General features: G+C 61.9%; 26 protein-coding genes. 3 read left to right on the forward strand and 23 right to left on the reverse strand.

The features are described from left to right. Positions 1-2: 2 nt before the first annotated feature. The 16 genes from ACYQ2C_RS08245 to ACYQ2C_RS08320 all read right to left on the reverse strand — a co-directional run bounded on the left by ACYQ2C_RS08245 (position 3) and on the right by ACYQ2C_RS08320 (position 15,429). Positions 3-260 carry a hypothetical protein gene (locus ACYQ2C_RS08245; protein WP_460101419.1) on the reverse strand — a complete coding sequence of 86 codons (258 nt, stop codon included), beginning with the start codon at positions 258-260 and terminating at the stop codon, positions 3-5. Positions 261-272: 12 nt separating this feature from the next. Then, complete coding sequence (locus ACYQ2C_RS08250; RefSeq protein WP_460101417.1) at positions 273-821, reverse strand: hypothetical protein; 549 nt, start codon at positions 819-821, stop codon at positions 273-275. A 59-nt stretch (positions 822-880) separates the two neighbouring features. Further along, positions 881-1,366, reverse strand: a complete 486-nt coding sequence (locus tag ACYQ2C_RS08255) for a phage virion morphogenesis protein (protein WP_460101415.1) — start codon at positions 1,364-1,366, stop codon at positions 881-883. Continuing rightward, on the reverse strand, positions 1,356-1,715 hold the full coding sequence (locus ACYQ2C_RS08260; RefSeq protein ID WP_460101413.1) for a hypothetical protein: 360 nt from the start codon (positions 1,713-1,715) through the stop codon (positions 1,356-1,358). Before ACYQ2C_RS08260 ends, ACYQ2C_RS08255 begins: the two co-directional genes overlap by 11 nt. Then, entirely contained in the window at positions 1,702-2,166 is a 465-nt protein-coding gene (locus tag ACYQ2C_RS08265) for a hypothetical protein (protein WP_015721246.1), read from the reverse strand. The genes ACYQ2C_RS08260 and ACYQ2C_RS08265 overlap by 14 nt, the downstream gene beginning before the upstream one ends. After that, positions 2,153-2,512: a hypothetical protein gene (locus tag ACYQ2C_RS08270; RefSeq protein ID WP_011700597.1), complete on the reverse strand. Its 360-nt coding sequence runs from the start codon at positions 2,510-2,512 to the stop codon at positions 2,153-2,155. The genes ACYQ2C_RS08265 and ACYQ2C_RS08270 overlap by 14 nt, the downstream gene beginning before the upstream one ends. A gap of 18 nt (positions 2,513-2,530) precedes the next feature. Continuing rightward, positions 2,531-3,394: an HK97-fold major capsid protein gene (locus ACYQ2C_RS08275; protein ID WP_022992997.1), complete on the reverse strand. Its 864-nt coding sequence runs from the start codon at positions 3,392-3,394 to the stop codon at positions 2,531-2,533. A gap of 18 nt (positions 3,395-3,412) precedes the next feature. After that, entirely contained in the window at positions 3,413-3,775 is a 363-nt protein-coding gene (locus tag ACYQ2C_RS08280) for a hypothetical protein (RefSeq protein WP_027182227.1), read from the reverse strand. Positions 3,776-3,787: 12 nt separating this feature from the next. Next, positions 3,788-6,184, reverse strand: a complete 2,397-nt coding sequence (locus tag ACYQ2C_RS08285; protein ID WP_460101409.1) for a DNA adenine methylase — start codon at positions 6,182-6,184, stop codon at positions 3,788-3,790. A gap of 103 nt (positions 6,185-6,287) precedes the next feature. After that, complete coding sequence (locus tag ACYQ2C_RS08290; protein ID WP_460101407.1) at positions 6,288-6,641, reverse strand: hypothetical protein; 354 nt, start codon at positions 6,639-6,641, stop codon at positions 6,288-6,290. Further along, positions 6,638-7,150, reverse strand: coding sequence for a hypothetical protein (locus ACYQ2C_RS08295; RefSeq protein ID WP_460101405.1), 513 nt, complete (start codon positions 7,148-7,150; stop codon positions 6,638-6,640). The genes ACYQ2C_RS08290 and ACYQ2C_RS08295 overlap by 4 nt, the downstream gene beginning before the upstream one ends. Beyond that, the gene (locus ACYQ2C_RS08300) at positions 7,147-11,736 is read right to left on the reverse strand and encodes a phage head morphogenesis protein (protein ID WP_460101403.1); all 4,590 of its coding nucleotides are present in this window, start codon (positions 11,734-11,736) and stop codon (positions 7,147-7,149) included. The genes ACYQ2C_RS08295 and ACYQ2C_RS08300 overlap by 4 nt, the downstream gene beginning before the upstream one ends. Continuing rightward, positions 11,736-13,244, reverse strand: coding sequence for a phage portal protein family protein (locus ACYQ2C_RS08305; RefSeq protein WP_460101401.1), 1,509 nt, complete (start codon positions 13,242-13,244; stop codon positions 11,736-11,738). The genes ACYQ2C_RS08300 and ACYQ2C_RS08305 overlap by 1 nt, the downstream gene beginning before the upstream one ends. 114 nt (positions 13,245-13,358) lie before the next feature. Then, positions 13,359-14,882, reverse strand: coding sequence for a terminase large subunit domain-containing protein (locus ACYQ2C_RS08310; RefSeq protein ID WP_460101399.1), 1,524 nt, complete (start codon positions 14,880-14,882; stop codon positions 13,359-13,361). Further along, positions 14,882-15,160 carry a hypothetical protein gene (locus ACYQ2C_RS08315; RefSeq protein ID WP_305856928.1) on the reverse strand — a complete coding sequence of 93 codons (279 nt, stop codon included), beginning with the start codon at positions 15,158-15,160 and terminating at the stop codon, positions 14,882-14,884. The genes ACYQ2C_RS08310 and ACYQ2C_RS08315 overlap by 1 nt, the downstream gene beginning before the upstream one ends. Then, positions 15,157-15,429 (reverse strand): hypothetical protein, encoded by a 273-nt coding sequence (locus ACYQ2C_RS08320; RefSeq protein WP_029917946.1) that lies wholly within the window; start codon positions 15,427-15,429, stop codon positions 15,157-15,159. Before ACYQ2C_RS08320 ends, ACYQ2C_RS08315 begins: the two co-directional genes overlap by 4 nt. Positions 15,430-15,568: 139 nt before the next feature. Between ACYQ2C_RS08320 and ACYQ2C_RS08325 the strand changes: the two genes are divergently transcribed. Genes ACYQ2C_RS08325 through ACYQ2C_RS08335 form a run of 3 tightly spaced genes read left to right on the forward strand, consistent with a single transcriptional unit; the run spans position 15,569 to position 17,066 of the window. After that, positions 15,569-15,763 carry a hypothetical protein gene (locus ACYQ2C_RS08325; RefSeq protein ID WP_011366959.1) on the forward strand — a complete coding sequence of 65 codons (195 nt, stop codon included), beginning with the start codon at positions 15,569-15,571 and terminating at the stop codon, positions 15,761-15,763. A 33-nt stretch (positions 15,764-15,796) separates the two neighbouring features. Next, the gene (locus ACYQ2C_RS08330) at positions 15,797-16,171 is read left to right on the forward strand and encodes a hypothetical protein (RefSeq protein ID WP_460101396.1); all 375 of its coding nucleotides are present in this window, start codon (positions 15,797-15,799) and stop codon (positions 16,169-16,171) included. Further along, on the forward strand, positions 16,152-17,066 hold the full coding sequence (locus ACYQ2C_RS08335) for a tyrosine-type recombinase/integrase (protein WP_460101394.1): 915 nt from the start codon (positions 16,152-16,154) through the stop codon (positions 17,064-17,066). The genes ACYQ2C_RS08330 and ACYQ2C_RS08335 overlap by 20 nt, the downstream gene beginning before the upstream one ends. 600 nt (positions 17,067-17,666) lie before the next feature. Here ACYQ2C_RS08335 and ACYQ2C_RS08340 read toward each other — a convergent pair. The 7 genes from ACYQ2C_RS08340 to ACYQ2C_RS08370 form a co-directional block, all read right to left on the reverse strand. Beyond that, positions 17,667-18,167 carry a hypothetical protein gene (locus ACYQ2C_RS08340; RefSeq protein WP_015721258.1) on the reverse strand — a complete coding sequence of 167 codons (501 nt, stop codon included), beginning with the start codon at positions 18,165-18,167 and terminating at the stop codon, positions 17,667-17,669. A gap of 91 nt (positions 18,168-18,258) precedes the next feature. Then, complete coding sequence (locus tag ACYQ2C_RS08345) at positions 18,259-18,537, reverse strand: hypothetical protein (RefSeq protein ID WP_011367837.1); 279 nt, start codon at positions 18,535-18,537, stop codon at positions 18,259-18,261. A gap of 3 nt (positions 18,538-18,540) precedes the next feature. Next, on the reverse strand, positions 18,541-19,311 hold the full coding sequence (locus ACYQ2C_RS08350) for a hypothetical protein (protein WP_460101391.1): 771 nt from the start codon (positions 19,309-19,311) through the stop codon (positions 18,541-18,543). 490 nt (positions 19,312-19,801) lie between these two features. Next, a complete protein-coding gene (locus ACYQ2C_RS08355) occupies positions 19,802-23,116 on the reverse strand; it encodes a CHC2 zinc finger domain-containing protein (protein WP_460101389.1) in 3,315 nt (1,104 codons plus the stop codon). Next, positions 23,113-25,341, reverse strand: a complete 2,229-nt coding sequence (gene recD2 / locus ACYQ2C_RS08360) for an SF1B family DNA helicase RecD2 (protein WP_460101387.1) — start codon at positions 25,339-25,341, stop codon at positions 23,113-23,115. The genes ACYQ2C_RS08355 and recD2 overlap by 4 nt, the downstream gene beginning before the upstream one ends. Beyond that, complete coding sequence (locus ACYQ2C_RS08365; protein ID WP_013258639.1) at positions 25,293-25,775, reverse strand: ERCC4 domain-containing protein; 483 nt, start codon at positions 25,773-25,775, stop codon at positions 25,293-25,295. Before ACYQ2C_RS08365 ends, recD2 begins: the two co-directional genes overlap by 49 nt. After that, positions 25,775-26,248, reverse strand: a complete 474-nt coding sequence (locus tag ACYQ2C_RS08370) for a DUF669 domain-containing protein (protein WP_460101384.1) — start codon at positions 26,246-26,248, stop codon at positions 25,775-25,777. The genes ACYQ2C_RS08365 and ACYQ2C_RS08370 overlap by 1 nt, the downstream gene beginning before the upstream one ends. Between the last annotated feature and the right edge of the window lie 6 nt (positions 26,249-26,254).

A 26,254-nucleotide genomic window follows, 5' to 3' on the forward strand; every position in this document is an offset into this window, starting at 1 on the left:
GGTTATTTCCTCCGCTTGCTGGTGGTCTTGCCCTCATCGGTTCCGGCGTCCTCAGTCGCCGTGGGCTTTTCCGGTTCCGGTTCCGCGCCGCCGGTCAGGTCGGTGATGCGCACCAGGCCGCGTTTTCCGGCGGTCTTGATCTCGGCGGAGAGGTCCTTGCGGGCGATGCTCTTGCGCTCTCGCGGCCCGAGGTGGAGGGTTCCCTGGCCGGAGAGGTTGAACGTCAGGGGTTGGAACTGCAGGTTTCTGATCTCGATCACGGTTGTTCTCCTTTACGGTTGAATGGTTCGTTGCTCTGTCACGTCGCCGTGAAACTGGAAGGTCCGGTCCCGGATCAGCCGACCGTCGCGCAGGTCGCCGTCGTACACCGGGCAGGATTCGATACGGATGCGTCCGGAGCTTTGCCGGAGGTTGGAGAGGTTCACCCGGGCCAGACCGCCCAGAGGAACCAGTTCGGTGAGGTTCAGGCTGCCCTGGTCGGTGATTGCGATCTCCGGGTGAAGCTGAAGGAACCGCGATACCGACTCGTGAAAATCGAGTAGTTCGGCTTCCCGGTCCACGGTCACCACCAGGTCGAAATCGAGGTGATAGAGCCGGGGAAACCGGCACTCCTCGAAACTCAGCTCCGCGACATTCTTCTCGAACAGGCGGCTCTGGCTGCGGCGGAAACGGTCTTCCGTCAGCTTCGGCCCCTGGAGGATGACGCTGGGTGTGCGCTGGACCTCGAACAGGTCATCCGGGAACACCAGCACGGTGTCCGGGTGGATGACCTGCTTGGCCAGGCGGATCAGTGTTTCTGTGACGGTCTGTATGGTGCTCAAAGGACGCCTCCGTTTTCTGCCTGGTTACTTACCGGAAGCGCTGGCGATGTGTCGGAGGCTCAAAGCGCGGAGCGGATCGCCTCGCGATAGTTCTGGAGAATCTGTTCGCGGTACTTCTCCATCACCGGATGCAGAAAGGGTCTGGCGGGGATGATGATGGTCGCGCCGTTCGGATGTTTGATGGTGGCCCCGTACTCCATGACGGCACCAATGTTCACCATGTCTTCCCCGTCCTTGTTGACGGTGCCGCGCAGCAGACCGACGAACGCCTTGTCGGCCATGATCTTCTGGGTGATGGCGTTGACGAGAAAGCCTGTGTCGATGAGCGCCTTGCTGGAACCTTTGCGCTCGATGGTGCTTGCGGCGAGTTTCACGAAGGCCTGTCCGCCCGGGGCCTGGGAGCGAATCCCCCGCTGGATCTCGCGCACCAGAAAAAGGGCGTTGCGGATCGTGGCCTGACGCAGGGCCGTGGCCAGGCGCGGCCCCATGCCGGTGGTCAGCTTGGCGCGGGCCTTGTCCCAGTCACCGGTCCGCCTAACGCCCATTGAGCTTCACCAGTTGCAGGTTCTTGTGAGTGACGGTGCCGAAGAAGTGTTCTACTTCCACACTCTGTATGCGATAGGTTTCCCTGTCGGCGGCCAGGCGGTCTTCACCCTGGACGTCGGCATCCGGAAGGACGCAGGCGAGCGCGTCGATCTTGCCGCTCAGCTCCTCCGGCGGGGTTTCGTTCAGTTCGAGGGGGATGACGGAAACTTCCGCGTATTCGGCATCGTCGGTGCCGTAGAGCCGCTCGCCGGGAACCACGCGCAGGACGCGTGCTGTCTGGCCCGAGGAGAGGATCAGCCGGGCGACGTCGGCCACGGCTTCGGCGCGTTCCCGCTCATTCAACAACATCGAGATCGATCCCTTGTTCGTAGATGACCGGCGTAAGGCCGCTCGGGGTCAGGATGTAGGCTTCCTGATCGAGCTGGGTGGCCGGACGCAGCTCGGTGAGCCGCTGCCGGTAGTCGGCGAGCAGATCGGCCTCGAGCTTGGCCCAGTGGCCGGGCTGGCCGGTTTTGTCCACCCGCTTGTCGCCGCTGGAAAAGGAAAAGGCGTTGGCGGTGGCCGAACGCATGACCTGGCAGGCGTGGATCTGCGCCATGATCACCAGGAGCTCGCGGACCTCGCCGGTGGGATCAGGGGTAATCTCTCCGGCCGTGATCGTCAGCGATTGGTCGAGGTCACGGCCGACCCGGAAAACGGCTTTCCGGACGCATCTCTCCAGGGTCTGATCCTCGAAGAGAGATGCGCCCGGATCGGACAGGTCGAGCCGCAGGTCGGCGATCAGGTCACTCAGCAGCACCTTGCAGGCCCTCCAGACGGCTCTTGAGCGCGTCGATCACCGTGCGGCGTTTCTCGGTGTCCATGTAGCCTTTGAGGGTTTCCGGATTGGCTTCCTCGTTGACCTTGGAGATGGCGTCGGTGGCGGAGAGTTTGCTCAGGTCCACCGGTTCCGCGTCCTGGTCGGGCTCTGGAGAAGCGACCGGTTCCTGCTTCGGTTTGTCGGCCATGGCCAGGCGACCATTCTTGAGAGCCGCCTGGATCTGCTTGGTGAGGCGTTCCACCTCGACCACCTGGCCGGGCTTGAGTTTCAGCCCGGCGTCAGGGATCACCAGAACGCCGGGACGGATGTTCTTGATTCGATTCATCTCACATCACCTCCCGGATTACGGAACCAGTTTGACCTTGGCCATGATGTCGGGGCGAGTAATGCCCTGACCGATCTCGGACCACACCAGCCAGCCGGTCTTGAAGCGGGTCTTCTGATCGATGGACTCCGTCTTCAGGTTCTCGCGCACTGGCATCTTTCCGACCTCTTCATCCGGGACGATGATGATCTCGTCCAGCGGCATGGAGGCGGTCAACAGAATGCCGCCGGTGCCGTAGTTCTTGATGACACCCTTCTGGCGCAGCTCGAGCTTGGTCTGGGGATCGAGGTTCCAGCCGCGCATGTCGTTGAAACGGCGGCCGCGCATGACGATGTACTTCACCGACAGCTCCAGGTCCTCGATGATCGAGATGGCCTCGTTCAGTGCATCCTCGGTGAGCAGGTCGCCGGTGACCTCGATGGTGTTGGCCGCCGGGATGGCCGAGGAGAGCACCGAGATGGTGCGGCGGTCCATCTCCTTGCGGATGGCGTCGGCGGCGCTGGTCTGAATGTCCATCAGCGTGCCGATGTTGCCGTTTTTGAGGACGGAAACGTCCACCATCGGGTTGGAGTGGATGCGGTTGGTGGGGAACTCGACCTCGTCCTTGCCCACCTCCTGCTCCTGGGCGTCGCCGTCCTTGCTGATCCAGTGGGCTTTGACGGTCGGTTTCTTCTGGTAGACCGGACGTTCGCCCTTGGGCAACGTGTGCTTGGTGAGCAGCAGCGAGGAGATCTCCTTGCGCTTGATCTCTTGTTCGATGGGCGCGGCGATGGCGGCGGCAAGCGCCCGCATGCCTTCGGGCGACTCGAGAGCCTCGCTCATGAGCCGCGCCATGGTTTCCATGTATTCCTGGGAATGGATCTTCAACTGATTGGTTTTCATGTGCGTTGGCTCCTTGGGTTAGACGAGCAGGCGGAATTTGAGGACGCCGCTCTGTACGGAAATGGCGTGGGCGACGACGTGCTCTCCGGCCGCGACGCCGTTGGTCAGGCGACCGCTCGCCGAAACTTTCAGGTCGTCTCCGGCGACGACGGTCCCTTCGAAGGCGTCGGTCTCGTAAACGCCGCCGTCGCAGTAGATGCCGGGCATTTCGCCACCGGCGTAATCCTTGATCAGGATGCCGAAGGAGCGTTTGGTGGGATCGGTGTTGACGGCGAACAGGTCGTCGCCGACCACGCGGACCACCTGGCCGAGCTGGCCGTCGCCCTGGATGTGGCCGTCGCCATAGGCGAGGCTGCGGTGACACGGATTGATGAATGACATGGTGTTTCCTCCTTATGCGTTGATTTGCGAGTGTTCGGGAGAGTCCTCGCCGACACGGTTGCGGTAAGCGGCCATGAACCCGTCGCGCAGACGGTCCTCGAGCGACACCTTGCGGTCGTCCACATCGTGGGGCCTGACACCGGCGTCGCTGCGCAGCGGGGTTTCCGTCGATGCCTTGGCGGCGGGCTTGCCGCCCTGGTCGCTGTCAGCGGGTTTCTCTTCCTTGTCCTTGTCCGCCTTGGCCGATTTGGGCAGGCGCTCGTAAGCGGCCTCGGTGGCGGCGAAGGCTTCGTCGGACAGTTCGGCCAGGCGTTTCAGCTCGGCTTCCCGGTCCTCATCGGACGCAAAGGAGAGACCCTGCTTCTCCAGCCGGGTGAGCAGTTTCTTGGCGCGGGAGCGGCAAGCGGCCGCCTTTTGTTCGGCTTCCAGTTCCTGGACGCGTTTCTGCAGCTCGGCCACCTGGGCTTTGAGCTGCCGGTTTTCCTTTTCCAGGTCGGAAACGCGGGCAGGATCGCCTTCCTGTTGGGCCGGTTTCTTCTTGGCCGCTTCGACGGCCGGTTCATCGGTAGGTTTGGTTTTGTCTTCCATCGTGGAATCTCCTTCGGGTTGGGATTGGTCGGGCTGGCTCTGAAGGGACGCCACCTGCAGAATCCTGGCGTTCTCGTCCGCGCCTTTGCGGTCGAGCAGTCCCAGTCCGGTGAAAGTGACGCCGTGCAGAATCTCGAAAACGGGTTGACCGTTGAAATCACGGCCCTTGAATTTGCGCAGGTGGGTGCAGTAGTCGGCCTTGTTCTGGAAGCGCTTGTGGCAGACCGAGCATTCGCCCTCCTGGTAGTCGCATTCCATGGAAACCTGGGAGATGATCCCGCGCTTCATCAGCTTGTAGGCCAGCCGGGCGGCTGGGGTGTCGTGGACGTACAGCTCGCCGACGCATTCCACGCGGCCGCCGTTGTCGTCCTCCAGGTAGTCGGCGGCGACGATGCCACCGACGATGTCGTTGAACTCCTGCGAATGCTGCAGATCGACCTTCTTGTTCACGGCCGTCATGTGCCGACCGGACAACTCCTCGGCGGTGAAGTGGTCGCCGTTCTTGTTGGTCCCGGTGCGGCAGAGCACGAAGCTGAACTGGGGGTCGCCCGCCGAGCCGACATCCATAGCCTCGGTCGCGAGGCGTTCACCATCGCCCAGCCGGATGTCCACTGGAATGCTGGTGTGGAAGTTCGCGGCGGCGGCCATCGGAACGGGTTTCTCCTCCCGCTCGGCGCTGGCCTTGGCCCCGGGAGCGCAGACGAACAGACGCTCCTTGGCGTTGGAAGCCTCGCCGTGCTTTGAGGTTATGGCGTAGTGGTGATCCTTGGATTTCATCCGGCTCTGCTTTCCGAAGGAGCCGATGATCCGCTTCATCTCCTGCTCGTTGGGATAGGCGTGATCGCGGTAGGAGATCAGCCAGTGCGGGATGTGCTTGGCGTTGCCGAGAAAGGTCTGGAAGAACTCGCTGGCATTGGCCTTGGTGACGGTCTTGTGGTCGGTCTCGTAATACTTGACCTTGGTGTCGGCCTTGATTTCGAGCCCTTCCCAATAGGTCATGAGCCCCTCCACGAAGTGGTAGGCCCGCTCGTAGTTGGTGGTCGAAAACTCGGTGGCGTAGGGCGGATCGAAGTAGGCCAGATCCGCCTTGGCTTTCGGCAGCAGTTCGTTGATGTCCTGCCGGTATGCCTTGTTTTCCTTGTCGTTGTCGAAGATCAGGGCGTTGATGCGCTGCAGGTTCTTGCGCAAGCGATCCTTGAACTCGTCGGGGGTGTCCTGGCGGCGGCCATAATCGGTGGACGACGAGAAGTGGCCAAAGCCACCCTTGCCGCTCATGCAGGTCTTGCCGAGGCCGAACAGGGCGATGTCTTTCTTGAAGCCGGAGAGCTTGTCGCAGTTGGCGCGGATGGTGTCGATCAGCGCATGGACGCCCTTGGCGAAGAAGATGCCCTTGAAGTTGTCCTGAACGAAGCTGCCCGCCTTGGCGTTGTCGGCCAGGAGCGCCTCGATCTCGTCCTCGCTCAGGCGAACCGAGTTGTTCTCGATGATCGCCTTGGCGGCGTGGTGGCAGTAGCGGAGCCGGTCGTTGGCGATGACCTGGAGGCCCTTGGTCTTGTACATGTAGGCCACGACCGCAGACCCCGAAAAGGCATCCAGCACGGTGCCAGTGCCCTCCGGGGTATGCTTCCAGATCCAGTCGACGAGCTTCTGCTTACTGCCGATGTAGTTGGTGATGTACTTGGGGCGCTTCTCGGGAGGGAGCTCTTCAGGAGCGGACTGTTCGGCGGCCTCGGTCCCGAGCGTGTCGGGATCGAGAGTCAGCGCCGCATCGGCATCCAGTAGAAACGCCAGCCTTTCCAGGTCTGTGGCGAACAGTTCCATCAACGTCTCCGGTCAGTTTGCTGTGCTCTCCGCGACCTGCGGGGAGCGTTCAGCGATTACTTACCGGAAGCGTCGGCGATGTGTCGGAGGTTGACGGCGAATTTCAGCGGGCGGGATTCAGCCGGGCCAGAACGGCCTTGCCGCAGGCGTCGAGGGAGGGGTATTCGCCGGTCTCGGTGATCTCGGAAAAGACCCCGTCGTAGGGAGAGCGGGACAGCCGGTGGTATTCGAGAAAATCCGCCGGAAGCGAGGTGGCCCCGGCCTCGACCAGACGGTTGACCACCCAGACGGCTTCGTCCTTGCGGTCGGCAAGCCCGTTCGGCCCCCGGTCGAGGTAATACATCTCCACATCCAGGCCGGGTCCCGGCCCCTGAACCCAGACGCCCACGGGCACGTATTCCGGGACGGTGGCTTGCCGGTCGGCGAGTATCGAGTCGATCATATAGCGCAGTTTCATGACCAGTCCTCCGCGATCCGGAGATGTTCGACCAGAAGCTGGGCGTCGATCCGGCGGAATCTCTCGGCGTTTTTCTGGCGGTAGGCGATCCAGCGTTGCCAGTCCGCCGCGAGTTCGGGCTCCGAGACCGGCTCGATCATTTCGACATGGTGAATGCGGCCCAGGTCGTCGGTCAGATCGACAATCAGCCACCCTTCGGCCTTCTTACCGTCATGTTCGGCTGTCAGGGTGTCTTCGACCCGGACATCCACCACCTTGATGGTGTGGGCGTGCTGGAAGCCCTCGTCGTAACCGAGCGCCTTCCACAACAGCCAGAAATCGGTGCGCAGATGGTTGCCAGCAGCGTCGAAATGGGGTGCGATCCGGGTGACGGTGAAGCTGTCCACCAGGGTATCCAGAAAGAGATCCCCGGATTCTCTGACGGTCATGCGGCTGCCCCGGCTGTTGAACCAGTGCAGCGATTCCTGCAGCCGCCGTTTTTCCTGTTCGATAAAGTCCTTCATGGTCATTGTTTGCGTTTGCTCCAGCTTTGCGGGGTATGGACGATGTCCTCCACCTTGCGCCCGTCGGGCAGTTTCTTGATGCCACGCCGGGTGAAACTCTGGATGATCTCCCGGCGTTCGTTGTCGCTTCTGGCCACGATGAACTCGATGTTGTCCAGCAGCGTCACCGAGTATTTGAAGATGGTTTCGTTGCCATGGCGCTGCGAGAACCGCTTCCAATCATCGATACTGGCTCCCCGGTTGCGCTGCACGTAGTCGTCGATCACCTTGCCGTAGGCGTCATGGTCATAGCTGATGGCGTCCATGCGCCGCAGCATCTGTTTCTTGAAGTAGAGGGCCGGTGAGGCGTCGCTGGCCGGTTGCTTCTTGATTCGGGTGAAGAAATAGCTCGCGCCGCCGGTCTGCATGTCGGCCACCGGGGACATTCCGCCCGGAGCCACGCCCATGCGCATCTTCTCGACCGTGCTGACCATGGCTCCGTTGTTTTCCATGATCAAGTCGATGAAGCTGGACATGCTCTCACCGTTGGTCAGATCGTGGACCAGCGAATAGCCCTTCATCTGTTTTTCCAGGTCCTCCTCGGTGATGTCGAACCGGAACTGGTGCCGGTATCCGCCCTTGGCGTCGCGGTCCAGAAAGCCCGCCTGGTATTCGCCCAGCGGGTTGTACCCGGAAAGCTGGGTGATGTCCTGGACACCCAGTTCCTTTTGCCAATAGCCGCGCAGGGCCTGGACCCGCTCGGTGGTGCTGGCGTTGCGGTCGTCGAGGGATTTCTGTAGCCGCTTGAAGTCGGCGCTTTTGTCGGTCTTGCGGATGTAGGCGAGCTTTTCGAGATACATCTGCTCCGCGTTTTCCGCCGTGGCCACCCGGGTGTCGATGCCGAGCTGTTCGAGCTTTTCCAGCATCGCCTCGACCCGTCCGGGGGTAGCGTCGCCGTCCAGGATCATTTCCAGCTCGCCGCGCTGGGCATAGAGGTTGGTGTCCGACCAGGGGCGATAGCGGACCCGGGTGCCGTCCTCGAAGGTGACGGTGTACTGGTGTCCGTCCTGCATGCGGGAGTTGTGATTGAACAGCGCCCGATTGTCGATGTCGTCGGCCTCTACAGTGATGGTGCCGGAACCGATCCTGCGCTTGGTGTGGGTCACCTTGCCGCGTTCCACCTTGAACGGCGGTTTTTCCTTGGGTTTCTGCGCGTCGAGCTTGGGCAGATACTGCTCGAAAACGCCATTGGTGGCCCGGTCCCAATCGACGGACTCCTCAATCTCCTTCACCCATTTCAGATAGTGGTCCGCCATCTCCTTGACCTTGGGGTCGGCGCTCTTTTGCAGGGTCTCCAGTTTCTTGCGCAGGCGCAGGGCCTTGTCGATCTTGGTCCGGTTGTACTTGCCGTCGCCCACGTGGAAGTTGACGTTTTTGACGGCGTCCAGAATCGTCGGAAAGAAGTTGTCTTCGACCAGCGGTTGTCCCTTTTCACCGGCCGCCGTCTGCACATACCTGCGCAGCACCTCGTCGATGCGGCGGTCGGTATCCGGCCGGATCTTCATCTTGACCACGGTGCGCTTCTTCCCCTTGAAGCTCTCGGTGAAGATCAGCGCGTTCTGGTCTTCCACGTCGCCGCTGTCGAAGGGCAGCGTCTTGCCCTGCCAGCCGAGCTTGCGGGCCTCCTCGACCAGGGCTTCCTCTGTTGAGGAGAGCAGCTTTTTCTTGCCGGTGGCGGTACTCAGCTTGTCGAAACGGAACCCCCGATCCCCCAGCACATCGGCGTAATAACCCTCGAAGTCCCGCCGGAGATTGTGTTTCCGCTCCAGGGCCTGATCGTAGAAATGCCGCAGCCCGGCCGGGTTCTTGGCGAACCGTCCCTCGGCGTAGGGTCGCAACAGATCGAGGTAATCCTCGTCGGCGATCTTTTCGACTTCCTGGATGTAGCGAAGGGTCGCGTTCGGATCGACTCGTACCTTCCCTTCCTTGGCCGCCCGGAAGACCTTGTTGTAAAACGGCTCTTCCTCGCCGCAGACGCCGTTGGGGTGATAGTCGAGCGAGAGCTTGTCCTGGCCCAGAAACTTGAAGGCCTGGCCTTTGTCGATGCCGTAGACGCGACCGTCCCGGGCACGGATGAACTGCTTGGAATGTCCGTCGTGATTGGCGATCAACCAGTCAACCACATGCTCGCGCTGGATCTGCTCCAGTTCGATGGTGGTCAGATCCTGGGGCAGGATGTTGCGAAAATCGAAGTCTTCCCGCAGATCGGTGCGCCATTTCTGGATGGAGCCGGTGCGGCCGTTCAATTGGATGGTGCGCACCTCGATGGAATGGGGGTCGATCAGGCGGCCGATCTTGTAGGCTGCTTCCTCTCCGAAGGCGATGAACTCATCGTCCTTGCGGCCAATGGGCTTGAACAGCCATTTGTCGCCGTTCTCATCGGTCCAGAACTCCTTTTCGTGTGCGCCGCCGACAGCGGCCTTGCCGGATTTCTTGAATTTTGACGGCAGACCTTTCTGCTGCCATGCGGTATCGACGGTGGCGAACTCCACGCCTTTCTTGACGATCTTGGGCTCGGGCGGCTTGACCGGGATCGGCTGCGGAGCCGGTTTCGGTGGTTCCGGCTTCGGCGTGACGGGCTTGGCAGGAGCGGTTTTCTTTTTGCCGCCATGCTTTTCGGCCCATGCGGCGTGCTTGGTGTCGATGCTGGCCTGAACCGCCTTGATTTTCGCGGGATCGGTCTCGGTGAAGAGCGTGGTCAGCTCGTCTTTGTTGGCCCATTGCCAATACTGGACCTTGGTCTCCTTGGCGAGCGTCTTGAGCTCCGCCGATTTCAGCTTGCCGACCTGATCCTGGAAGAGCTGTTTCTTGAGGGCGATTTCCTTGCTGTGGGCCGCGAGCAGCTCCTGGGGCAGATCGGTACCGCCGGAAACTGCCTGTTCCGCCTTGGCAATCGCGCCGAGGAAATCCTTGTAGCCGGTCGGCGTGTCGGGAACGACAACGGCCTTGGCGGCGTCCTCGAGGGCCGTTTTCTGTTTCAGGATCAGCTTCTGCTTGGCCTCGTCGACCGCCTTTTTCTTGACCGACTCGGCCATGTCGGCACCAGCCTTCTTCTGCAGCGCCTCGACGAGCTGCTGCTTGTTCTTGAGGATGCCGATGCCGTGCTTCTGTTTGGCCGCCGCGAGTTCCTTGCCCATCAGGCCGCTGTGATCCACGCCGGGCTCCAGCTTGTCCAGCAGCTCGATGGTCTCCTGTTTGGTCATGTTGAGGGAGATGCCGTTCTCCTTCGCCATCTCCTTGAGCTGCTGGGCGGTCATGCCTTCCAGCCCCTCGGCGGGCGGGATCTTCGCCATCTGGGCGGCGAGCAGCTTGGCCTGTTTGAGTTCCGCCTGTTTCAGTCCGAGCAGCTCGACCAGTTCTTCCTTGGTCCGCAGCAGGCCGATCTTGTGTTCCTTGAGCTTGGCGCTGAGCGCCGCTCCGGCCAGGTCACCGTGATCGATCCCCGGTTCGGCCAGGTCGAGCAGCTTGATGAAATCGGCCTTGGTCCGGGCAATGGCCACGCCGTTCTGTTTCGCCAGGGTCTGGAGCTGTTTAACCGTCAGCGAGCCGAGGTCGGCAATGTCGCCGTTTTCAAAGGCGCTCTTGAGCTTGGCGTTCTCCTTGGCCTGGGCGTCGGCCATGCCTTCCAGCACGTGGGGCGGGAGAATGCAGGCGTCCCCCTGCGATGCCTGTGCGGCGGCCTTGGCGGCCATCTCGCTGCCGCAGACGGTCATCGGCCACGCCACGATGTTGGTGCAGCGGCAGTGCGGATGCGCGGGTTGCTGGGGGAACTTGTCGATTAGAAAGGTCTTGCCGTCCAGGCCACCGCAGACCGGGCACATCCGCTCATCCTCCATGGCCAGCCATTCCAGCTTCTGGATGCCGACCCGCTCGTGGAACTTGAGCCTTCCCATGTTGTGGGCGCGGAGGACCTCGGTGCGGGCGATCATCTCCATGCGGTACTGAGCCTTGCTGAACACCCGGCTTCCGGCCTGACGAAAGGAATCCTTGTCGATGATCACCTTGCCCATGTCCCGGACGATGTCGTCGGCTCCCTTGCCCGTGGCGACGCCGTTCAGGATGGTGCGCTTGATGCCGTCTGCGAGTTCGCGGTGGACGTCACCGGCGAGTGTGAGGTTGTACTGCGCCATGAAGTCGAGGGCGTTGGTGTCGACGATGGTGAACACCTTGGTGGCCAGCTTGTCGATGCCCTCGGGCTTCAGGTCGGCGTAGAACGGCAGCGCCGCGTCGGCGAGTTCGCCGATTCCCTGCTGGATGCCGAGCTTGAAGGAGTCCTTGGTTGTCTTGCGAAAGACCAGGGTCTGCTCCCGCTTGAGCCGTTTCATGGTGTCGTCGAGTTCGAGCTGGAGCTTTTCCAGCCCTTTGAGGGCGGCGAGCTTGTTGTCCGGCAGGGAGCCGAGGGAGCGGTACTGGAGGATGGCGCGGGCGACCTCATCTTCGGCCTGTTTGAGCGCCTGGGTGAGCTGGGCCGTAACCTGGTCGTTGTAGCGGTTGCGGGCCGTCAGACTCTTCAGGGTGGCCGCTTGGATGCGCTGCTTGAGGTCCGACGGCATCAGCGGGGCTCCCGGCGGTCGATGAAACGACAGGCCGGGGCGTCGAAGGTGCGCTCGCTGTTGTGGACCCGGCAGTGGTTGGTGTCAGCAATGAAGTGGCTGCACTCGTCGCACACGGCAGCAATGCCGGTGGACTCCAGGTCGCCCGACCAGACCAATGCAGCCTCCGCCGTGGGTTCATCGTCCTCGGCCGGAATCCCGAGCATCTTCCGGGCGCGAGGCACGCTGAGAATACCGGAGACGACCATATCCACCACCGGCTTCACCTGCTTCTCGTCCATCAGGTCGATCTGTTTGCGTTCGGTCTCGCGGTTGGCGGCCTCGATGTCCGGGTCCAGGTCCATCTTGAGCTGGAGGCTGGAGCGGCTGATGAGTTTGCGGTCGTAGAGTTCGATGAGGAGCTTCTTGAAATCGACCGCGTCGCTGGGGTCGAGGTCGTTGAAGATGAACTGGATGCTCTTGTCGCCGTGGCCGTTCAGTTCCATCCAGTCGTCGAACACCCAGTCGAGGAGCTTGCGAGCGGCCTGTTTGATCTCGCGGATCATGACCATCATCTTCTGCATGCTCACTGAGGCAGTGGCGAAATTCGGACCGTCGCCGGTCACCAGCGAGCGTGACAGCCCCAGGGCCACCACGATGTCTTCTTTCACCTCCTTGACCTTGTCCTCGACGTTGAGGACCTGTCCGTCGGTGCCGTGGGTTTCGACATTGACGTAGAACGGGACCACCAGGCCGCTTTTCATGTCCATCTTGTTGACCATGTCGCGAACCTGTTCGAGCATCCGCTGGTCCGGCATCACCATCTTCTGGCCGAACGCGCCGCCCACCTTGAGCAGGCGGAATGGCGTGGCCCAGCGCTTGGCGATGGCCTGTTCGGCCCGGCGGTAGTCGCGCAGCAGTTCGATGGCCTGGAAAGCTGGAAGCACGAGGGAGTTGCCCCGGGGCGAGAAGGCCGGTGCGTCCCATTTGAGGTGGACCACCTGCTCGACGGGCAGTGGAATGGATTCGCCACCGCCGGGTGTGTCCTCCGGAAATTGCCGGGCCTCGATCAGTTCGCCCTGGGCGTATTTGACCTTGATCGAAACCGGGTTGACGCAGACCAGCTCCTCGATGTCCTGGCCGGACTTGGTGAAGCGCTTGAAGCCGATGGCGTCGCCTTTCACCAGGAGCTGAAGAACCATGTCCTTGATGAACTGCGAGACGTTCAGCCGCCAGGCGGCCTCCAGAGCCTGCTCCTTGAAGGTCTCGTCATCGCTGGTGATCTTGATCTCGTCGCCCACGGCGAAGGTGCGCCAGGAGTTGACGCAGTTCTTCACCAGCGGCTCCTCGACATAGTATTCCCAGGCCTTGCGGGCGCGTTCTTCCCAGGTGGCCGGAATCGCTTCGGCGGCGTTCACCTTGGCGAAGGCGGCCGAGTCGAGCGCGGCCGCTGCTGCCAGCGGCGCGATGACAAAGCCGGTGGTGTCCAGACTTTCGGGTTGTTCGTCCTGATGGGCGGTGCTTTCCACGTGATCCTCTCGGTAGTTTCGGCCATGACAGCCGCACATCCTGCCCGTGTGGGCCGAATCCGGCTCGATGCCTGTTACTTACCGGAGCGGGGTGGAAAGCGTCGGAGGATGCGGTCAGATGAAGACCGGATTGGTGAGCACCGGCTTGAGCGAGACCACCTCTTCACCGACCGGGTCGAGGTTGCCTTCCTCCCGGATCAGCATGGCGCAGCGCACCGCGTCGATGATGTGGTCGTTGCCCTTGGAATAGATGATCTTGCCGTCCCGCAGGGTGTAGGTGTGGGTGGTGAACTGGTCTTCCACCTCCAGATCGTCCGAGGGGAAAATGAGCTGCTTGCGCTGCAGGGCTCCGTTGATGAGGCTGGTCATCAGCTCCTTGGTCCGCTTCTTGACTTCCTTGCCGTCGCGGACCGCCAGCCGGGTCATGCCGCCGAAGTCGTATCCCTTGAGCCTGCCTTCCAGCTCCAGCCCCTTGTACTTGTCCAGGGTGAGCAGCTCCTGGACCACGGCCAGGCCGTTGCCGCCGTTGTCCACGCCGATGCCCGCCGGGGTGTAGTAACGCTCCAGCAGCGCGATGATCTGGGCGATGTGCGGATAGGAAACGTGTTCGAGATGAACGCGCAGGATCATCTTCAGCAGCGTCCGCTCGCCGATCTCCATCTCCTGGAATACGACGATCTCGGTGGGGTCGTTGGTGTAGCCCAAATCGCCGCCGACCCAGAACTGACCGCTGCGGGGCGTGAGGTTGAGCAGCATCTCCAGCCGGTCGTGGGTCGCTTCCTCGGTGTCGCAATCGCGCAGCTCGGAATCGGTGATGACGATCTTCTGATACTCCAGCAGATCCTGCCGACAGAGGTTGAACTGTTCGACGTTGAAGGCCCCATAGGAGGGCTTGCCGTGTTCACCGGCCACCTCGTGCTGCCAGCCGGAGCTGTCGCGGCCGCCGTAGAACTCCAGCAGTTCGGCCTCGCGATCTTCGGTCCACAGAGGATTGAGCCAGGACGGCCAGCGGAACACATGGAACTGATCCGACGAGGTGAGCCGGTAATAGGTGGTGTCGCGCAGGCCGTTGGGCGTGGAGTAGATGCGTAGCGTCCCCCCGGCCTTGAGGCACTGGCGCAGCGCCTTCCAGGCCCGTTCGGTCAGCCAGGCTCCTTCATCGACCCAGACGCGGCCCACGTGCAGGGACCGGAAGGCGTCGCCATAAGCCCCGGCCGGGCGGAAATAGAGCACCGAACCGTTGGTGAACTCCAGCCGGAAGTAGGGTTTGCGGTGGATCTTGGGCTTGCCGTACTTGGTCAGGGCGATGCTGTTCATCAGATCCGGGTTGCTGTCGAGCTGGAACTCGATCTCCTCGATGATGGTGTCGAGGTGCCCCTGGTGCGGAGCCGCGATGAGGCCCTGGCCGCCCCGGGTGGTGAAGGCGTAATGGAGCGCGTCGGTCGAGAGCACGATGGACTTTCCCACGTCCCGGCCGTCGAGGTGGATGATGTTCTTGGCCGGGCAGCGCAGGTCCTCCACCTGGTGCGGCCAGTAGTCGCGGCCTGAGCCATCCCGGTTGTAGAGGTAGGCTTGCCCCCACAACACGGGATCGCTCAGGGTCGCCGCGAGTTTGCGCTCCTTGTCGGTTACCGCCATCAGTGCATTCCCGTCCTCAAGGCGCTGCCGAGGATGGTGCCCACCAGTTCCGTCAGGATCTGCTGCACGGCCAGGGTGTTCTTCCGGTCGTGAACAGCCTCCTGAATGTCGATGATGGCCTGGTCCAACTCCGCCCAGGCTTGGTACTGCTGCTGGGCCGCTTCCAGACGGCCGAGGGCGTTCTCGATCCGTCCCGCCGCCAGCTCGGTGCCGATTTCGACCAAAGCTTCACCGGCCTGGCGAACGGCATCGCTGTTTTCCTGAAGGATCTCTTTCATTGGCCTGCCTCCTGGTTCGAGCCGTTGGCCCACTGGTCAAGGGCGTCCACGGCGGTCTGCAGGCGCAGACCGACTCCGGTCAGGCGCTCGGCGTCCGGGTGGCCGACCTCGCGCAGCGCCTTATTGGCCTCGGTCACGTACTCGGGCGTGTGGCGGTTGACGGTGGCCACCGCCGACTGGATCTGGGCCGGAGGCCGGTAGGTTGCGCAGCCGGTCATGATCCCGGCCAGCGCCAGTGGGATGGTCCATTCGAGGGTCTTCTTCAACATGTTGATCTCCTTTGGGTTATGGGTTTGGGGCACATGCAGAAAGATCTCTGCAAACACTTGATTTCCAACGAAATAGAAGCGTCATTGGATGTGACGCGGGATGGTCCCGCATCCACGAAAACGGAACCGGAGGCAGGCCATGACCTACGACAGAAACCGCCAGCAGGCACTCAAGGCGTACCGAGAAAAGCAGGAGAATATCGCCCGGCTGATCGAGGGCATTCGCGGCAAGCTCGAAGCAGACGCGAAGCAGCCGGACATCACCTGGGCGAGCGTAGGCTCCCTCGGTCACGTCGAGGAACTGCTGCGGGAGCTGGACGAGTTCCTGTCCTGAACACACCGGGCCACCGACAAAGGAGACATCGACATGACCGAATGCACCGTGTATCAAGCCGCCGAGGCTTTCATCGGCTACCTGCGGGAATCCGGAAAGAAAGAGCGGACCCTCTACACCTACCGGAAGGACCTCGATGTAGTGGAGGCCTTCTTCGGCGCGGATCGCCAGCTCGCAGAGATCCGGCTTCCCCAGGTCGGCAAGTTCTACAAGTCCGACCTGCTGCTCAAACTCCCCGACGGCAAGGAGCGAGCCGAACGCACCGTCGCCAAGACCGTCCGGGTGTTCCGCATGATGATGGTATGGGCCAGGGAGTCTGGGCGCATCGAGGAGCTGCCGCTGCCCAAGAGCACGCCCATGGGCCACAGCCGGGTGAAGGAGTCCAGCGATGAGCAACCGAACGGCTAACCTCGACCTGACGGGCGCGACAAAGGCGTTCTGTGCCCGCCTGTCGGCCGAAGGACGCTCCCCGGCGACCATAGCCGCATACCGCCGGGACCTCGCCATGGTGGCCCGCGTTGCCGATGAGCTGGCCCCGGGCATCGTCTGTCGGGAGGTCACGGCCGCGCTCCTCGACCAGGTGTTTTCCGCCGGGGCGGTCACCGAGAGTGAGCGCGGCCCACGCTCGGCGGCCTCGCTCCATCGGATGAAGGCGGCGGTGCGGGCCTTTTTCGCCTGGGCCGCCGAGGCAGGCGTGGTCGATGACAATCCGGCCCGGTCTATCCGCATGCATCGGCTGCCGAGAAAGCTGCCGGTGTTCCTGACCGCCGCCGAAAAGAAACGACTGCTCAAGGAACTCAAGGGGCGGACCGATTTCTCCGCGCTGCGCGACCGCGCCATGATAGAGGTGCTGCTGGGCACCGGGATCAGGCTTGGCGAGCTGGCCGCGCTCGACATGGATGACATCGACCTCGACGCCAAACATCTGCGGGTGCGGGCCAAGGGGAATGTACCGCAGGTCAAGTTCATCAAGACTGACCTCCGCACATTGCTGCGCCGTTACTTGGCCGAGCGCCGTCGACACGGCCGTCCGGAAATGGAAGCCTTGTTCCTGTCGAACCGGGACGGCAGACTCTGCCAGCGGCAGATAGCCAACCGGCTCGCTCACTGGCTGCGGAAAGCCGGGATCGAAAAGGAACTGACGCCGCACGGGCTGCGGCATACCTTCGCCACCCACCTCTACGGCGCGACCAACGACCTACTCGTGGTGCAGCGGGCCTTGGGGCACCGGGACGTGTCCACCACCCAGATCTACACCCACCTCGTGGACGGTCAGCTCGAGGAAGCCCTCGAACGCCTCTGATCCTTCCGGACCCGACGATGGGAGCGGCCTCGGCTGCTCCTGTTTTCGTTGGGGAAGACAGTGTCGAAGACAGTGAATGACAGTGCCCGCAGAAGAACACATCCGCCGATGATGAATGATCATGACGGAGGGGCTCTGCCTCCCGGGTGGAGCGGGAAATATCGATTGACCGGAATTTCTCCTTCTCTGTCTGTCGGCCACACATCGCTATAACTGCTTGGCTTGTGCGCTCCGGGCGCGGAACACACATGGCAATATCTACTTGGCTTGTGCAAGGGCCTCTACCGAAGGAATGGCAGTTTGCGGGGCTTGGCCGGTTCTGCCTGGGGCTCGACATGCCAATATTTACTTGGGTTGTGTGAGAGAGCCCCGGCGTGAACATGCCAATATCCACTTGGCTTATGCGGTTCGGCTTATGCGCACACATGCCAAGCGGATATCGAGAGCTGCAGGAGGAGGTCGAGGAGTGGAAATGATGATCGGCAGCCGGAGAATGCCGATTCCGAAAGTGCAAGGAACACGTCTTATCCGCAATTCCTGGTGAAGCTGTCTGCCGCAAGTCGCCGTGTGCCGGGGTCATCGAAAAAGCCCTCCATGGTGTTATCCGCAATTCTTTCCGCGTTTCTTGCGGCCGGAGGGTTTCGCGCCCGGGGCGTTGGCGGCCTCGGCCACCTTCTCGAGCAGCGCCGCTGCCCATTCCGCCGGAGAGGTCTGCGGGCCTTTCGGCTCCTCACCCTCGCGGGCGATCTTGGTGGTCTTGAGGTCCTTCATGTGGCAGCGGATCATCCGGTCGAGCTTTTCGGCGGCGTCCGTGTTCCCCTCGATCTGGGCGCGGACAAGCTTCACCGAGTAGACGCCCACCAGCTCCACCTGCAGGAAGTCGCTGGACTTGTTGAACTCGAAGTCCTGGTTGAGGCGGTCGATGATGGCGTCGAACATGACCTTCTCTTCCGGCGTCAGGCAGCGGTCGGCAAAGATGCCGTGACGTAGCCGGTTCTGGTTGCCCTCGGGCGCACCAGGCCCGCGCCGGGGCGGTTCGGTCTTGCCCTCGTTGCGGTGCCAGCGGTCCAGCGTCTCTTTGTCCGGTTTGTTCAGTGCCACGTGGAAATCCTGCCGAATATTGTTTTCCCAAGCCGGGATTCGGGGCGGGAGGCCGATTTAGCCTCCAAACGCGCTCCCGCCGGTTCAGGGGTTACTTACCGGAAGCGGCGGCCAACTGTCGGTCCCGGTCCTGTTTTCGTTCGGCGGCGATGATCTGGTTGACCCGGCGGGTGGTCACTCCAGCGAGGTTGGAGATCTCCTGGCTGCTGATCCCCTGCAGATGAAGGGCAAGCACCAGGTCGCGGCGCTCCTGGTAAAACCGGCTCGGTGCCGGGACCCAGAGAATTCCGGTGTAGTGCTTCTGGATCTGCTCGAACAGTTCCTCGGGCAGAACATCCTTGGCATTGGCGTAGCGTTTCTTTTTCTTCACGGCTCAATCCTCCACTTTCTTCATCCACGGCTGCGGCACGTCCGGGTTGTAGAACCGCAGCGTGCTGGGACGCCCGGACTTCGGCCCGTGGATAATTTCGATAGAACGCTCGGTGACCTCGCCAATCTCCTGATCGCCATCGACGAAGCAGACCAGGCCGTAGTCCTCGCCGCAGGGAAACCGGAAGCGGCCCTGGTTCTGATAGAGGCGTGCCTCGGACCAGCCCTTGGCCATGGCCTCCTCACGGATGGCGTCGACCTTGGCGACAGCCTGGGATGTCACCGGCTGCTTACATTTCCAAGCTTGGTTCCCGGGATAAATCCAGTCCTTTCTGGGAATTTCGACGGGTTTCTCCTGGGGCTCGGAACGAAGCGCGGGTGGCCGATAGTTCTTTGGAGAAAAGGACTGCAGGACCTCTTGAAGGCTTTCCTTGCCGAACTCCCGGATGGCCAGCTCCTGCAGGGCGTTGAATCGCTGCCGCAGCGTGTTCCAGGCATCGTCGGGGAGTTTTCCGGCCTTGTGCGCGGCTTGGGCGGTGACCATGCGGGAACGTAGCCAGGCAAAGTATTCAGGCGACAGACGGCGACACAGCGTGCCGTTGATCTCCCTATCTTCAGGACAGTCGCGGGCGTCCTCGATCTCGTGGACATCGAGTCCGGTGGAGACATAGATGGCAGGCTGCGGTGGTTGCGGTGGTAATGATGGGGTTTCACATCCTGCCGAGGCGTCCTGCCCTCCGGCGGTGTGCTTGATCATGGTTTTCAGAAGGCTCATGGCTTCGGGCTCCAGAAATACGGGTTAATCGCTTTTCCCGTTACTTACCGGAGCAGCCCTGAAACCGTCGGTGACCAATAGCTGCGGTGGATATGTGCGGTGGCTGCGGTGGTCGTGCGGTGGAAGGTTTTCTCGTCCCACCGCAGGGGGGTGGTGCGTTGTTTGTTTATTGTTTTTCGATAGTTATGAAGAAAGAAAAGATAGAGTGCGGTGGTTGCGGTGGTATTTTGGGAATGTCTCTCACGCTGGGCCGGAATTTCTCTGGCGGGGGACGACGGGTTGGTGAGTCACAAAAAATATTTCAGCCCATAGGGGGTGAGACCTCTGGATTTACCACCGCATTCACCGCAAAGGGCATGAAAGCCTTGTCTGGTAAGGGTTTGGCGTGCGGTGGTCATCCACCGCAAGGGACAGCGGTGTTCACCGCACCACCGCAAAAGAAAAGGACGCCCGAGAGCGTCCTGGATGATTACGTCAGTATGGGGTGGAATCAGAGATTGGCGGTCTTGACGATCCGGTACTCGAAATTCTTGGTGTGGGCGTTGCGCTGCCGGTCGATGTCAAACCCGGCATCCCGGATGACGTCCAGGTCGTTGCTGATGCGCCGACCGAGCTGGGCGGGCTTCTTGTATTCGAACTCGAGGTTGAATTCCCGGCCGACCCTGCGTAGCGCCGCGAGCAGCCGTCCCGCCGACACCGGTTCCATGGTGTTCTCGTTCTCGAACCTCACCTGGTAGCGTTCGATGAACCCCACCACATGGTTTGCCCGGTCGTCCTCCCCGTAGCGGGCCTTCTCGTCCAGCTCCACCGCGTTCCGGTAGGCGTGGAAGAGCGACGCCAGCGCCGTTGCGATGGGGTTCGACTCCCGCGCCATCTCCTGGCTGGTATCGTTGATGGAATGGATCTGCTCGATGAACAACGGACTCAGGTCCTCGAGGCCGATGGACACCTCGTGCTCCTCGGACCCGGCCAGCATCATCAGGTACATCAGACTCAGATAGTCGTTGCACCGGCGCTTGCCATGGGTCGGCATGGTTCGGTGCAGCAGGCGCATGACCTGTTTCTGAGCTCCGTCCCGGATCATTGCCAGCACATGGCTGGTTCGCTTCATGATGGCCGAAATGATCAGATCCCGGTTTTGCTGGATGGCCGAGATGACCTCCGATTCCAGAAAGCAGTCGCTGGCCTGGTTGGCGAGGTCGAAGTTGATGACGAAGGACCTCGACAGGATCTCCGAAAGTTCCCCGCACAGTGGCTCGATGCCGGTGGTGTTCAGCAGGCACTTGGTCCGCTCGGTGATGGTCTCGCTGTCGGTGCCGCTCTTGCGTTTCTCCTTGGCGATGCCGGTGATGCTGGTCAGCATGAAAGTGGTCAGATCCTCGGTCATCTGCTTGACCTCGATGTTGTCGAGGACGATGAGCGGGTTCTGTGAGCCATCGGTGTAGTTCGCCGCGTCGGTGGCCTTCTTGTGCTGGGGCTCGCCGTAAAGCAATGTCGACGTGATCTTGCTGGCGGTGGTCTTGCCCGATCCGGCCGAGCCCTCGAAGCGGGTCATGGGCCGCGTTCCGGCAAAGTCGATCAGCAGGAAGCAGGAGAGCCAGGAAAGAATGAGAAAGCGATCCCCCTGGGGACAGGTCATGTTGCCCACCAGCAGATCGACCAGGAGCCGGTCCGCCTCTTCGAGGTCGGCGTCAGGCAGGAATTTCAGCGGTTTCATCTTCCGCGAGCCGTCCAGGATGATGCCGTCCTCGTTGCCGCCGTTCTTCATGATCTGGATCTCGTCCGGGGTGATCTTGGCGATCTCGTGCTCCGGATTGTTCAGATTGAAATAGACGGTGTAGGAAGCCACATCGGTGTGCAGCCAGGAAAAATGGTCGCGCACCTGGCCACGGATCATGGCCAGGCTGGGCAACACCTCGAAAAATGTCCGTCCGCCGCCCGTGGTCGGCACCATGCCCGTGTGCTTGTAGAGCATGGCCGCGTAATGGCGCTTGCGACCCCGGTCTGGTGAATCCATCCAGTAGATGGCGTTGTCGAAATACATGAACGGCTCGCCCTGCAGGGTGTGAAAGAACTGGGCACCGTTGGCGGTGAACCAGTCGTAGGCAGCCTCGGCGGCCAGGGTGTAGTCGGGAGCGCCGTTCTCCAGTTCCGTGTCGATCAGCACCTCGTCGACCCGGGCGCGGCACGATCCGGGCATCGCGCCGGACATCCGCTTGGCCTTCTTCTTTTCGTTGCGGAACTCGACCTTGCGGTCCTTCTGAATGGCGCGGATCTGCTCTTTAAGGGTGGCCATCGAAACGCCACCACCGATGCGCTCCTGCACCAGCTTCAGCAGGCGGGCCTGTTCCAGGGGAGACTGCTCGGAAATCTCTCCAAGGATCGGTTCAAGCAGGCGGTTGCGTTCCTCCTCTTCAGCGCCCTCGGGCAGCGAGCGCACGCCGAACTCGATGGGCGTGCTGGCTTCGGCGAGCAGACGTTCGAAATCCTCCCGGGTATGCCCGGCGGCAATGTAATCGTTGACGTCGATCTTGGCGGTGGCGAGAAGCGCCTCGGCCGCCTGAATCTCTTCGGCGGGCCGTCCCGCCAGCAGCTTGGCCAGCTCCTTCGGCCCCACGCTCGCCGTCAGGCCGAAGCGTTCGGTCAGCTCCTGCCGGGCCGAGATCTGTGTCTCCGACAAGGGCAGCGTCACCAGGCGGGTGTCGATCTTGTGTTCGGCCAAGGTACGAGCAGTTTGCAGCGCCCCTTTGAGACCGGCCTGGGAGAGTTCGTTGTCCTGGCAGATGTACACGGTTTCGACGCCGCGCAGCTTGGGGATCAGGCGATCCCAATCGGCTGCCCGAATGCGGACGGTGACCGGCGATACGGTGGGCAAGCCCAATTGCATCAACGCCAGGCAATCGGTCACCCCTTCGGTGATGATTACCTTGCCGGGCCTGGCCAGCAGGCAGTCCTCGTTGAACAGCAGTGCGTTGTTGATGAAGTCGGCGACGTAGGGCCGCTGGTGTTCGTCGTGAACCGGCAGCTTCTTGTATTTCCCTTGCTCCCAGCCCACATCCGGGGTCCATGGCGTCTTGCGGCCGATCATAAACACCACCCGGCCACGGCTCCAGTATGGAAAGACGATCCGGCGCTCGAAGAATGGCGTCAGGCCGTCCTGGCTCGTGGGCCTGAAAGCGCCGGTCGCGGCAAGCTCACGTTTGGAAAAACCGTCTTCGCCCTCGGTCAGTTGGGCGACCGAGCCGGACGCGTTGTCCGCATAGCCGATCAGGAGATCGTCGATGGTCTCCTCGCTCAGGGCATATTTGGATTTCAGCCAATCGAGGACCTCCGGCGACTCCTTGAGCCTGGCGTGGTAAAGCCTGGCCAGCGCGGTCAACGCGTCCTTGACCCGCAACTCGAAGGCGCGGTCCGCCTCTGTCTGAGCCAGACGCTCCTGGCTCAGGCCATAGCGCGACAGCGGCGGCAAGCCCGCCTTCTTGGCGAGATAGTCCCGGGCTTGGCGGTGGCTGTCCGGCATCGGACCGGATTGACCGGCGGTGACCGAGCCCGTCTGAATGAACTCCACGAGCTGCAGCACATCGCCGCCGACCCCGCAGCCGAAGCAGTACCAGCCCTGTTTGTCGAGCATCACATGAAGCGATAGACGCGACTGGCTCTGATGGTTGGGGCAGTCGCACATCAAGCGCTGGCCGGTCTCCTGGATGATCCGTCCCGGCAGGAGTTCCCGGGCCACGTCACCGATGTCCATCTCGGTGACGAGCCGGTAATACTCCCTGACGTTATCCGTTCCGCCCATGCTCATTCGGCCTCCGCGACACGGGCGAAATCGGCTTCCGCGTGTTGGGCGGCGTCCAGAAACAGGGGCAGAAAGGTCCGGCGGTCATCCACCTGGCACCGCTTGGCGCAGTTCTGAATGCCCCAATGGTCACCCAGGACAATGGCGGTGCGCCGGGCGCGGGTCACCCCGGTGTAGAGCAGATTGCGGTGGTGCATGAAGGAATGCGCCTTGTGAACCACCACCACGGCACAGGGGAACTCGGAACCCTGGGTTTTGTGGATGGTGAGCGCATAGGCGAGCTGCAGATCTTGCAGGTCGGGCGACCCTTTCTCAAGTTCCACCGGTATGCCGTCGAAGTCGATGACCAGGGTGCCGTTCGCGAGAACATCGACCACATAGCCGATGGCACCGTTCATCACATTCAGGTCGTAGTTGTTCCTGGTCTGGATGACCTTGTCGTGCTTGAGAAACGGAGCGCGGCGGCCCATGGCGACCGGCGGCACCTCGGTGTTCCAGAGCTTGCGCTGGATGAGCCGCTGCAGTTCCTCGTTCAATTCCTTGGTGCCGAGCGGCCCCTTGTGGGTCGGCGTCAGCACCTGCACGTCCTTGATGATGTCGAAACCCAGGGCATCGAGCCGCTCCTGAAACAACTCCAGCAGGAACGAGCGTGCCGCCATCGGGTCGGTGAACTGATCCACCAGATACCAATCCCGGCATCCGCCCACCGACGCCTCGCTGGTCTTGCGCACCTCGCCCTTGAGAACGGCGGTGCAGTTCTCCTTGAGGACGCCAGCCTGGCGCACGACCTTGTCGAGGATGACCGTGGGGATGGCGCGTGTCTGGATCAGATCGCGCAGGATGTTCCCTGGTCCCACCGGCGGAAGCTGGTTGTGGTCCCCGACCAGCAGCACCGTGGTTCGCGACAGATCGACCGCCTCGAACAAGTGCCAAGCCAACGGCACATCGACCATCGAAAACTCGTCAACCACCAGGACATCGGCATCGATGGGGTTCTCCTTGCTACGCGAGAAACCCTTGCCGTCATAGCCGAGCAGACGGTGGATGGTGGTGCCGCTGCGACCGCTGACTTCCTCCAGGCGCTTGGCCGCCTTGCCGGTCGGCGCGGCGAGCACGACCTCCAGATCGCTCTCCTCGCAGATGGTGTTGATGACCGAAATTGTGTAGCTCTTGCCTGAACCGGCTCCACCCGAAATCAGGCTGATGCTGTGCTGGAGGGCCGAGCGCACCGCTTCGAGCTGCTTCTCGTTCAGCGTTGATGCGCAGCGCCGAATCAGGGCATCGAGTTTCTTGACGGACTGGAAATGAGGATTCGGTGTTTCGGCCTGGCCGAACAACGAGGCCAGCTCCCGCTCCATGCGGACGATCTCCGGCAGAGCGACCACGAAACGTCCGCCGTGGGAATCGCAGGAAAGCGCCTGTTCTTCGATGAGCGCGTCGAGGGCGCTCTCGATACGTACCCGGCTGTCCAAGGCATCCATGACCAGCAGCAGGTTGGCCTGATCCACCAGATCCTCGTATTCGATCCAGCAGTGACCATTGTCCAGGGCTTCACGGACGCAGAAATTCAACCCAGCGCGGATACGAGGGGTGTGGTCCTTGGGGGTGCCAAGCTTGCGGGCGATCTTGTCGACCTTCTTGAAGCCGAATCCCCGGATCTCCCGAATAAGGATGTACGGGTCTTCCTTCAGAATATCGTGGCAGTTGCCGCCGAGTCTTTCGACCAGAGTGGTGACCTGATGATGGGTCAGGCCGAATGCCGACAACCAGGCCATGACGGCGTTGACGCTGCGGTTCTTCAACCATTCGTCACGCAGCCGCCGGGCGGCATCCAAGGGCAGCCGAGCTTTGAGCGCGATGCGCTCGGGGTCATTCAGAAGGATTTCTTCAAAGGCGTCGCCGAAACTCTCGACGATCAATCTGGCCTTGGCCGGACCAATGCCCTTGATCTCCGGATGGTTGGCCAGATAGTGGATCAGCCCCTCCGAATCGAGTTCGAGGTCGTGCTCCATCCCGTCGACCTTGAACTGACGGCCGTATTTGGGATGGGTGGCCCACGACCCGAGCAGGACCACAGGCTGATTTTCCCGGGCGAACAAATTGCCCGCGAACTGGACTTCCTCACCGGTCGGGGTGAGCAGTCGGCCTGCGGAGAACTTGGGTCCGGCATAGTAAACGCGCTCTATTCTTCCCCGGAGTCGCGCCGGGTTACTCTCATTTCTTTTTGGCATCTCGCGATCCTCCGGTGAAAACGTGTCAGGTACTCCTCGACAAAACGGCAGGCGGCCTGCCGGTCCGAGCAGAAGTAGACGGGGACACCGAAGTCGACGACGATGGAGGCGACCGTTCCGATCAGCGCATGCGGGTGGGCATCGCTGCGGTAGCGGCCATCGACCAGATCGCGAAAGTTGCATTCGACAACCACGCAGGCGGATTCGTAGGCTGAGAGCTTTTCCAACTCGCGGTGAAACCGCTTTCGCCCCCGGATGACGGTGGAGACGAAATCCGTCAGGGATTTACGCTCCACCGCCACCCGTTCCTCGAGGCCGACCAGTGAGTAATCACCGGCGGGCAGCGCCTTGCGAACCGCCGAAACCTTGTCGCTATCGAAGCTGTAGGGCTCCTGTTCGCGGGTGTCGACGACAACGGTGATCCGGTCCATCATCAGAACGGGATCATGTCGTCCATCGCCGCGCCGGGAGCCCCGGTATCGTCGGCCATGACAATGCGACGGTTGAAGTAGATGTTCTCGTTTTCACCGCGAGTGCGCTTGGTCACCTCCAGCTTGATGTTGAGAAGCTGCTCGAGGTGGCCCGGCAGGTCGGAGAGCTTCTGAAGCTGCAGCCCGCAGGTGTAGAGGTCCTGCTTGAGCCACTTGATGTTCTCGTTGCTGGCCATGACGTTGTTGCGCCAGAGCAGACGGGCCTTGTGGGTCGGCGCGAGAATGCGCAGGGTCCACTTGAGCATGGGATTGCCCGAGGTCTGGGCGCGGGTCAGTTCGACTCGGTCGACGTTGACCTGATACTTGCCGTCGGGGACGGCCTCGAACTCGCGTTCCTCGACTTCGGCGGTTTCGAAGGCGTCGTCGAACTGCGCCAGGTCGAGGTTGCTGTTGGATTGGTTTTCGTAGTGTTCCATGGTCGG

The organism is Sessilibacter sp. MAH3 (assembly GCF_054658275.1).

Bases quoted from the DNA above. Each gene is read 5' to 3' on its own strand.
- ACYQ2C_RS08270 (WP_011700597.1), bottom strand. From the start codon at position 2,512: ATGAATCGAATCAAGAACATCCGTCCCGGCGTTCTGGTGATCCCTGAC.
- ACYQ2C_RS08365 (WP_013258639.1), bottom strand. From the start codon at position 25,775: ATGATGGACCGGATCACCGTTGTCGTCGACACCCGCGAACAGGAGCCC.
- ACYQ2C_RS08355 (WP_460101389.1), bottom strand. From the start codon at position 23,116: ATGAGCATGGGCGGAACGGATAACGTCAGGGAGTATTACCGGCTCGTC.
- ACYQ2C_RS08350 (WP_460101391.1), bottom strand. From the start codon at position 19,311: ATGAGCCTTCTGAAAACCATGATCAAGCACACCGCCGGAGGGCAGGAC.
- ACYQ2C_RS08320 (WP_029917946.1), bottom strand. From the start codon at position 15,429: ATGTTGAAGAAGACCCTCGAATGGACCATCCCACTGGCGCTGGCCGGG.
- ACYQ2C_RS08290 (WP_460101407.1), bottom strand. From the start codon at position 6,641: ATGAAACTGCGCTATATGATCGACTCGATACTCGCCGACCGGCAAGCC.
- ACYQ2C_RS08330 (WP_460101396.1), top strand. From the start codon at position 15,797: ATGACCGAATGCACCGTGTATCAAGCCGCCGAGGCTTTCATCGGCTAC.
- ACYQ2C_RS08280 (WP_027182227.1), bottom strand. From the start codon at position 3,775: ATGTCATTCATCAATCCGTGTCACCGCAGCCTCGCCTATGGCGACGGC.
- recD2 (WP_460101387.1), bottom strand. From the start codon at position 25,341: ATGCCAAAAAGAAATGAGAGTAACCCGGCGCGACTCCGGGGAAGAATA.
- ACYQ2C_RS08335 (WP_460101394.1), top strand. From the start codon at position 16,152: ATGAGCAACCGAACGGCTAACCTCGACCTGACGGGCGCGACAAAGGCG.
- ACYQ2C_RS08300 (WP_460101403.1), bottom strand. From the start codon at position 11,736: ATGCCGTCGGACCTCAAGCAGCGCATCCAAGCGGCCACCCTGAAGAGT.
- ACYQ2C_RS08260 (WP_460101413.1), bottom strand. From the start codon at position 1,715: ATGTTGTTGAATGAGCGGGAACGCGCCGAAGCCGTGGCCGACGTCGCC.
- ACYQ2C_RS08315 (WP_305856928.1), bottom strand. From the start codon at position 15,160: ATGAAAGAGATCCTTCAGGAAAACAGCGATGCCGTTCGCCAGGCCGGT.
- ACYQ2C_RS08295 (WP_460101405.1), bottom strand. From the start codon at position 7,150: ATGACCATGAAGGACTTTATCGAACAGGAAAAACGGCGGCTGCAGGAA.
- ACYQ2C_RS08370 (WP_460101384.1), bottom strand. From the start codon at position 26,248: ATGGAACACTACGAAAACCAATCCAACAGCAACCTCGACCTGGCGCAG.
- ACYQ2C_RS08325 (WP_011366959.1), top strand. From the start codon at position 15,569: ATGACCTACGACAGAAACCGCCAGCAGGCACTCAAGGCGTACCGAGAA.
- ACYQ2C_RS08285 (WP_460101409.1), bottom strand. From the start codon at position 6,184: ATGGAACTGTTCGCCACAGACCTGGAAAGGCTGGCGTTTCTACTGGAT.
- ACYQ2C_RS08310 (WP_460101399.1), bottom strand. From the start codon at position 14,882: ATGGCGGTAACCGACAAGGAGCGCAAACTCGCGGCGACCCTGAGCGAT.
- ACYQ2C_RS08275 (WP_022992997.1), bottom strand. From the start codon at position 3,394: ATGAAAACCAATCAGTTGAAGATCCATTCCCAGGAATACATGGAAACC.
- ACYQ2C_RS08255 (WP_460101415.1), bottom strand. From the start codon at position 1,366: ATGGGCGTTAGGCGGACCGGTGACTGGGACAAGGCCCGCGCCAAGCTG.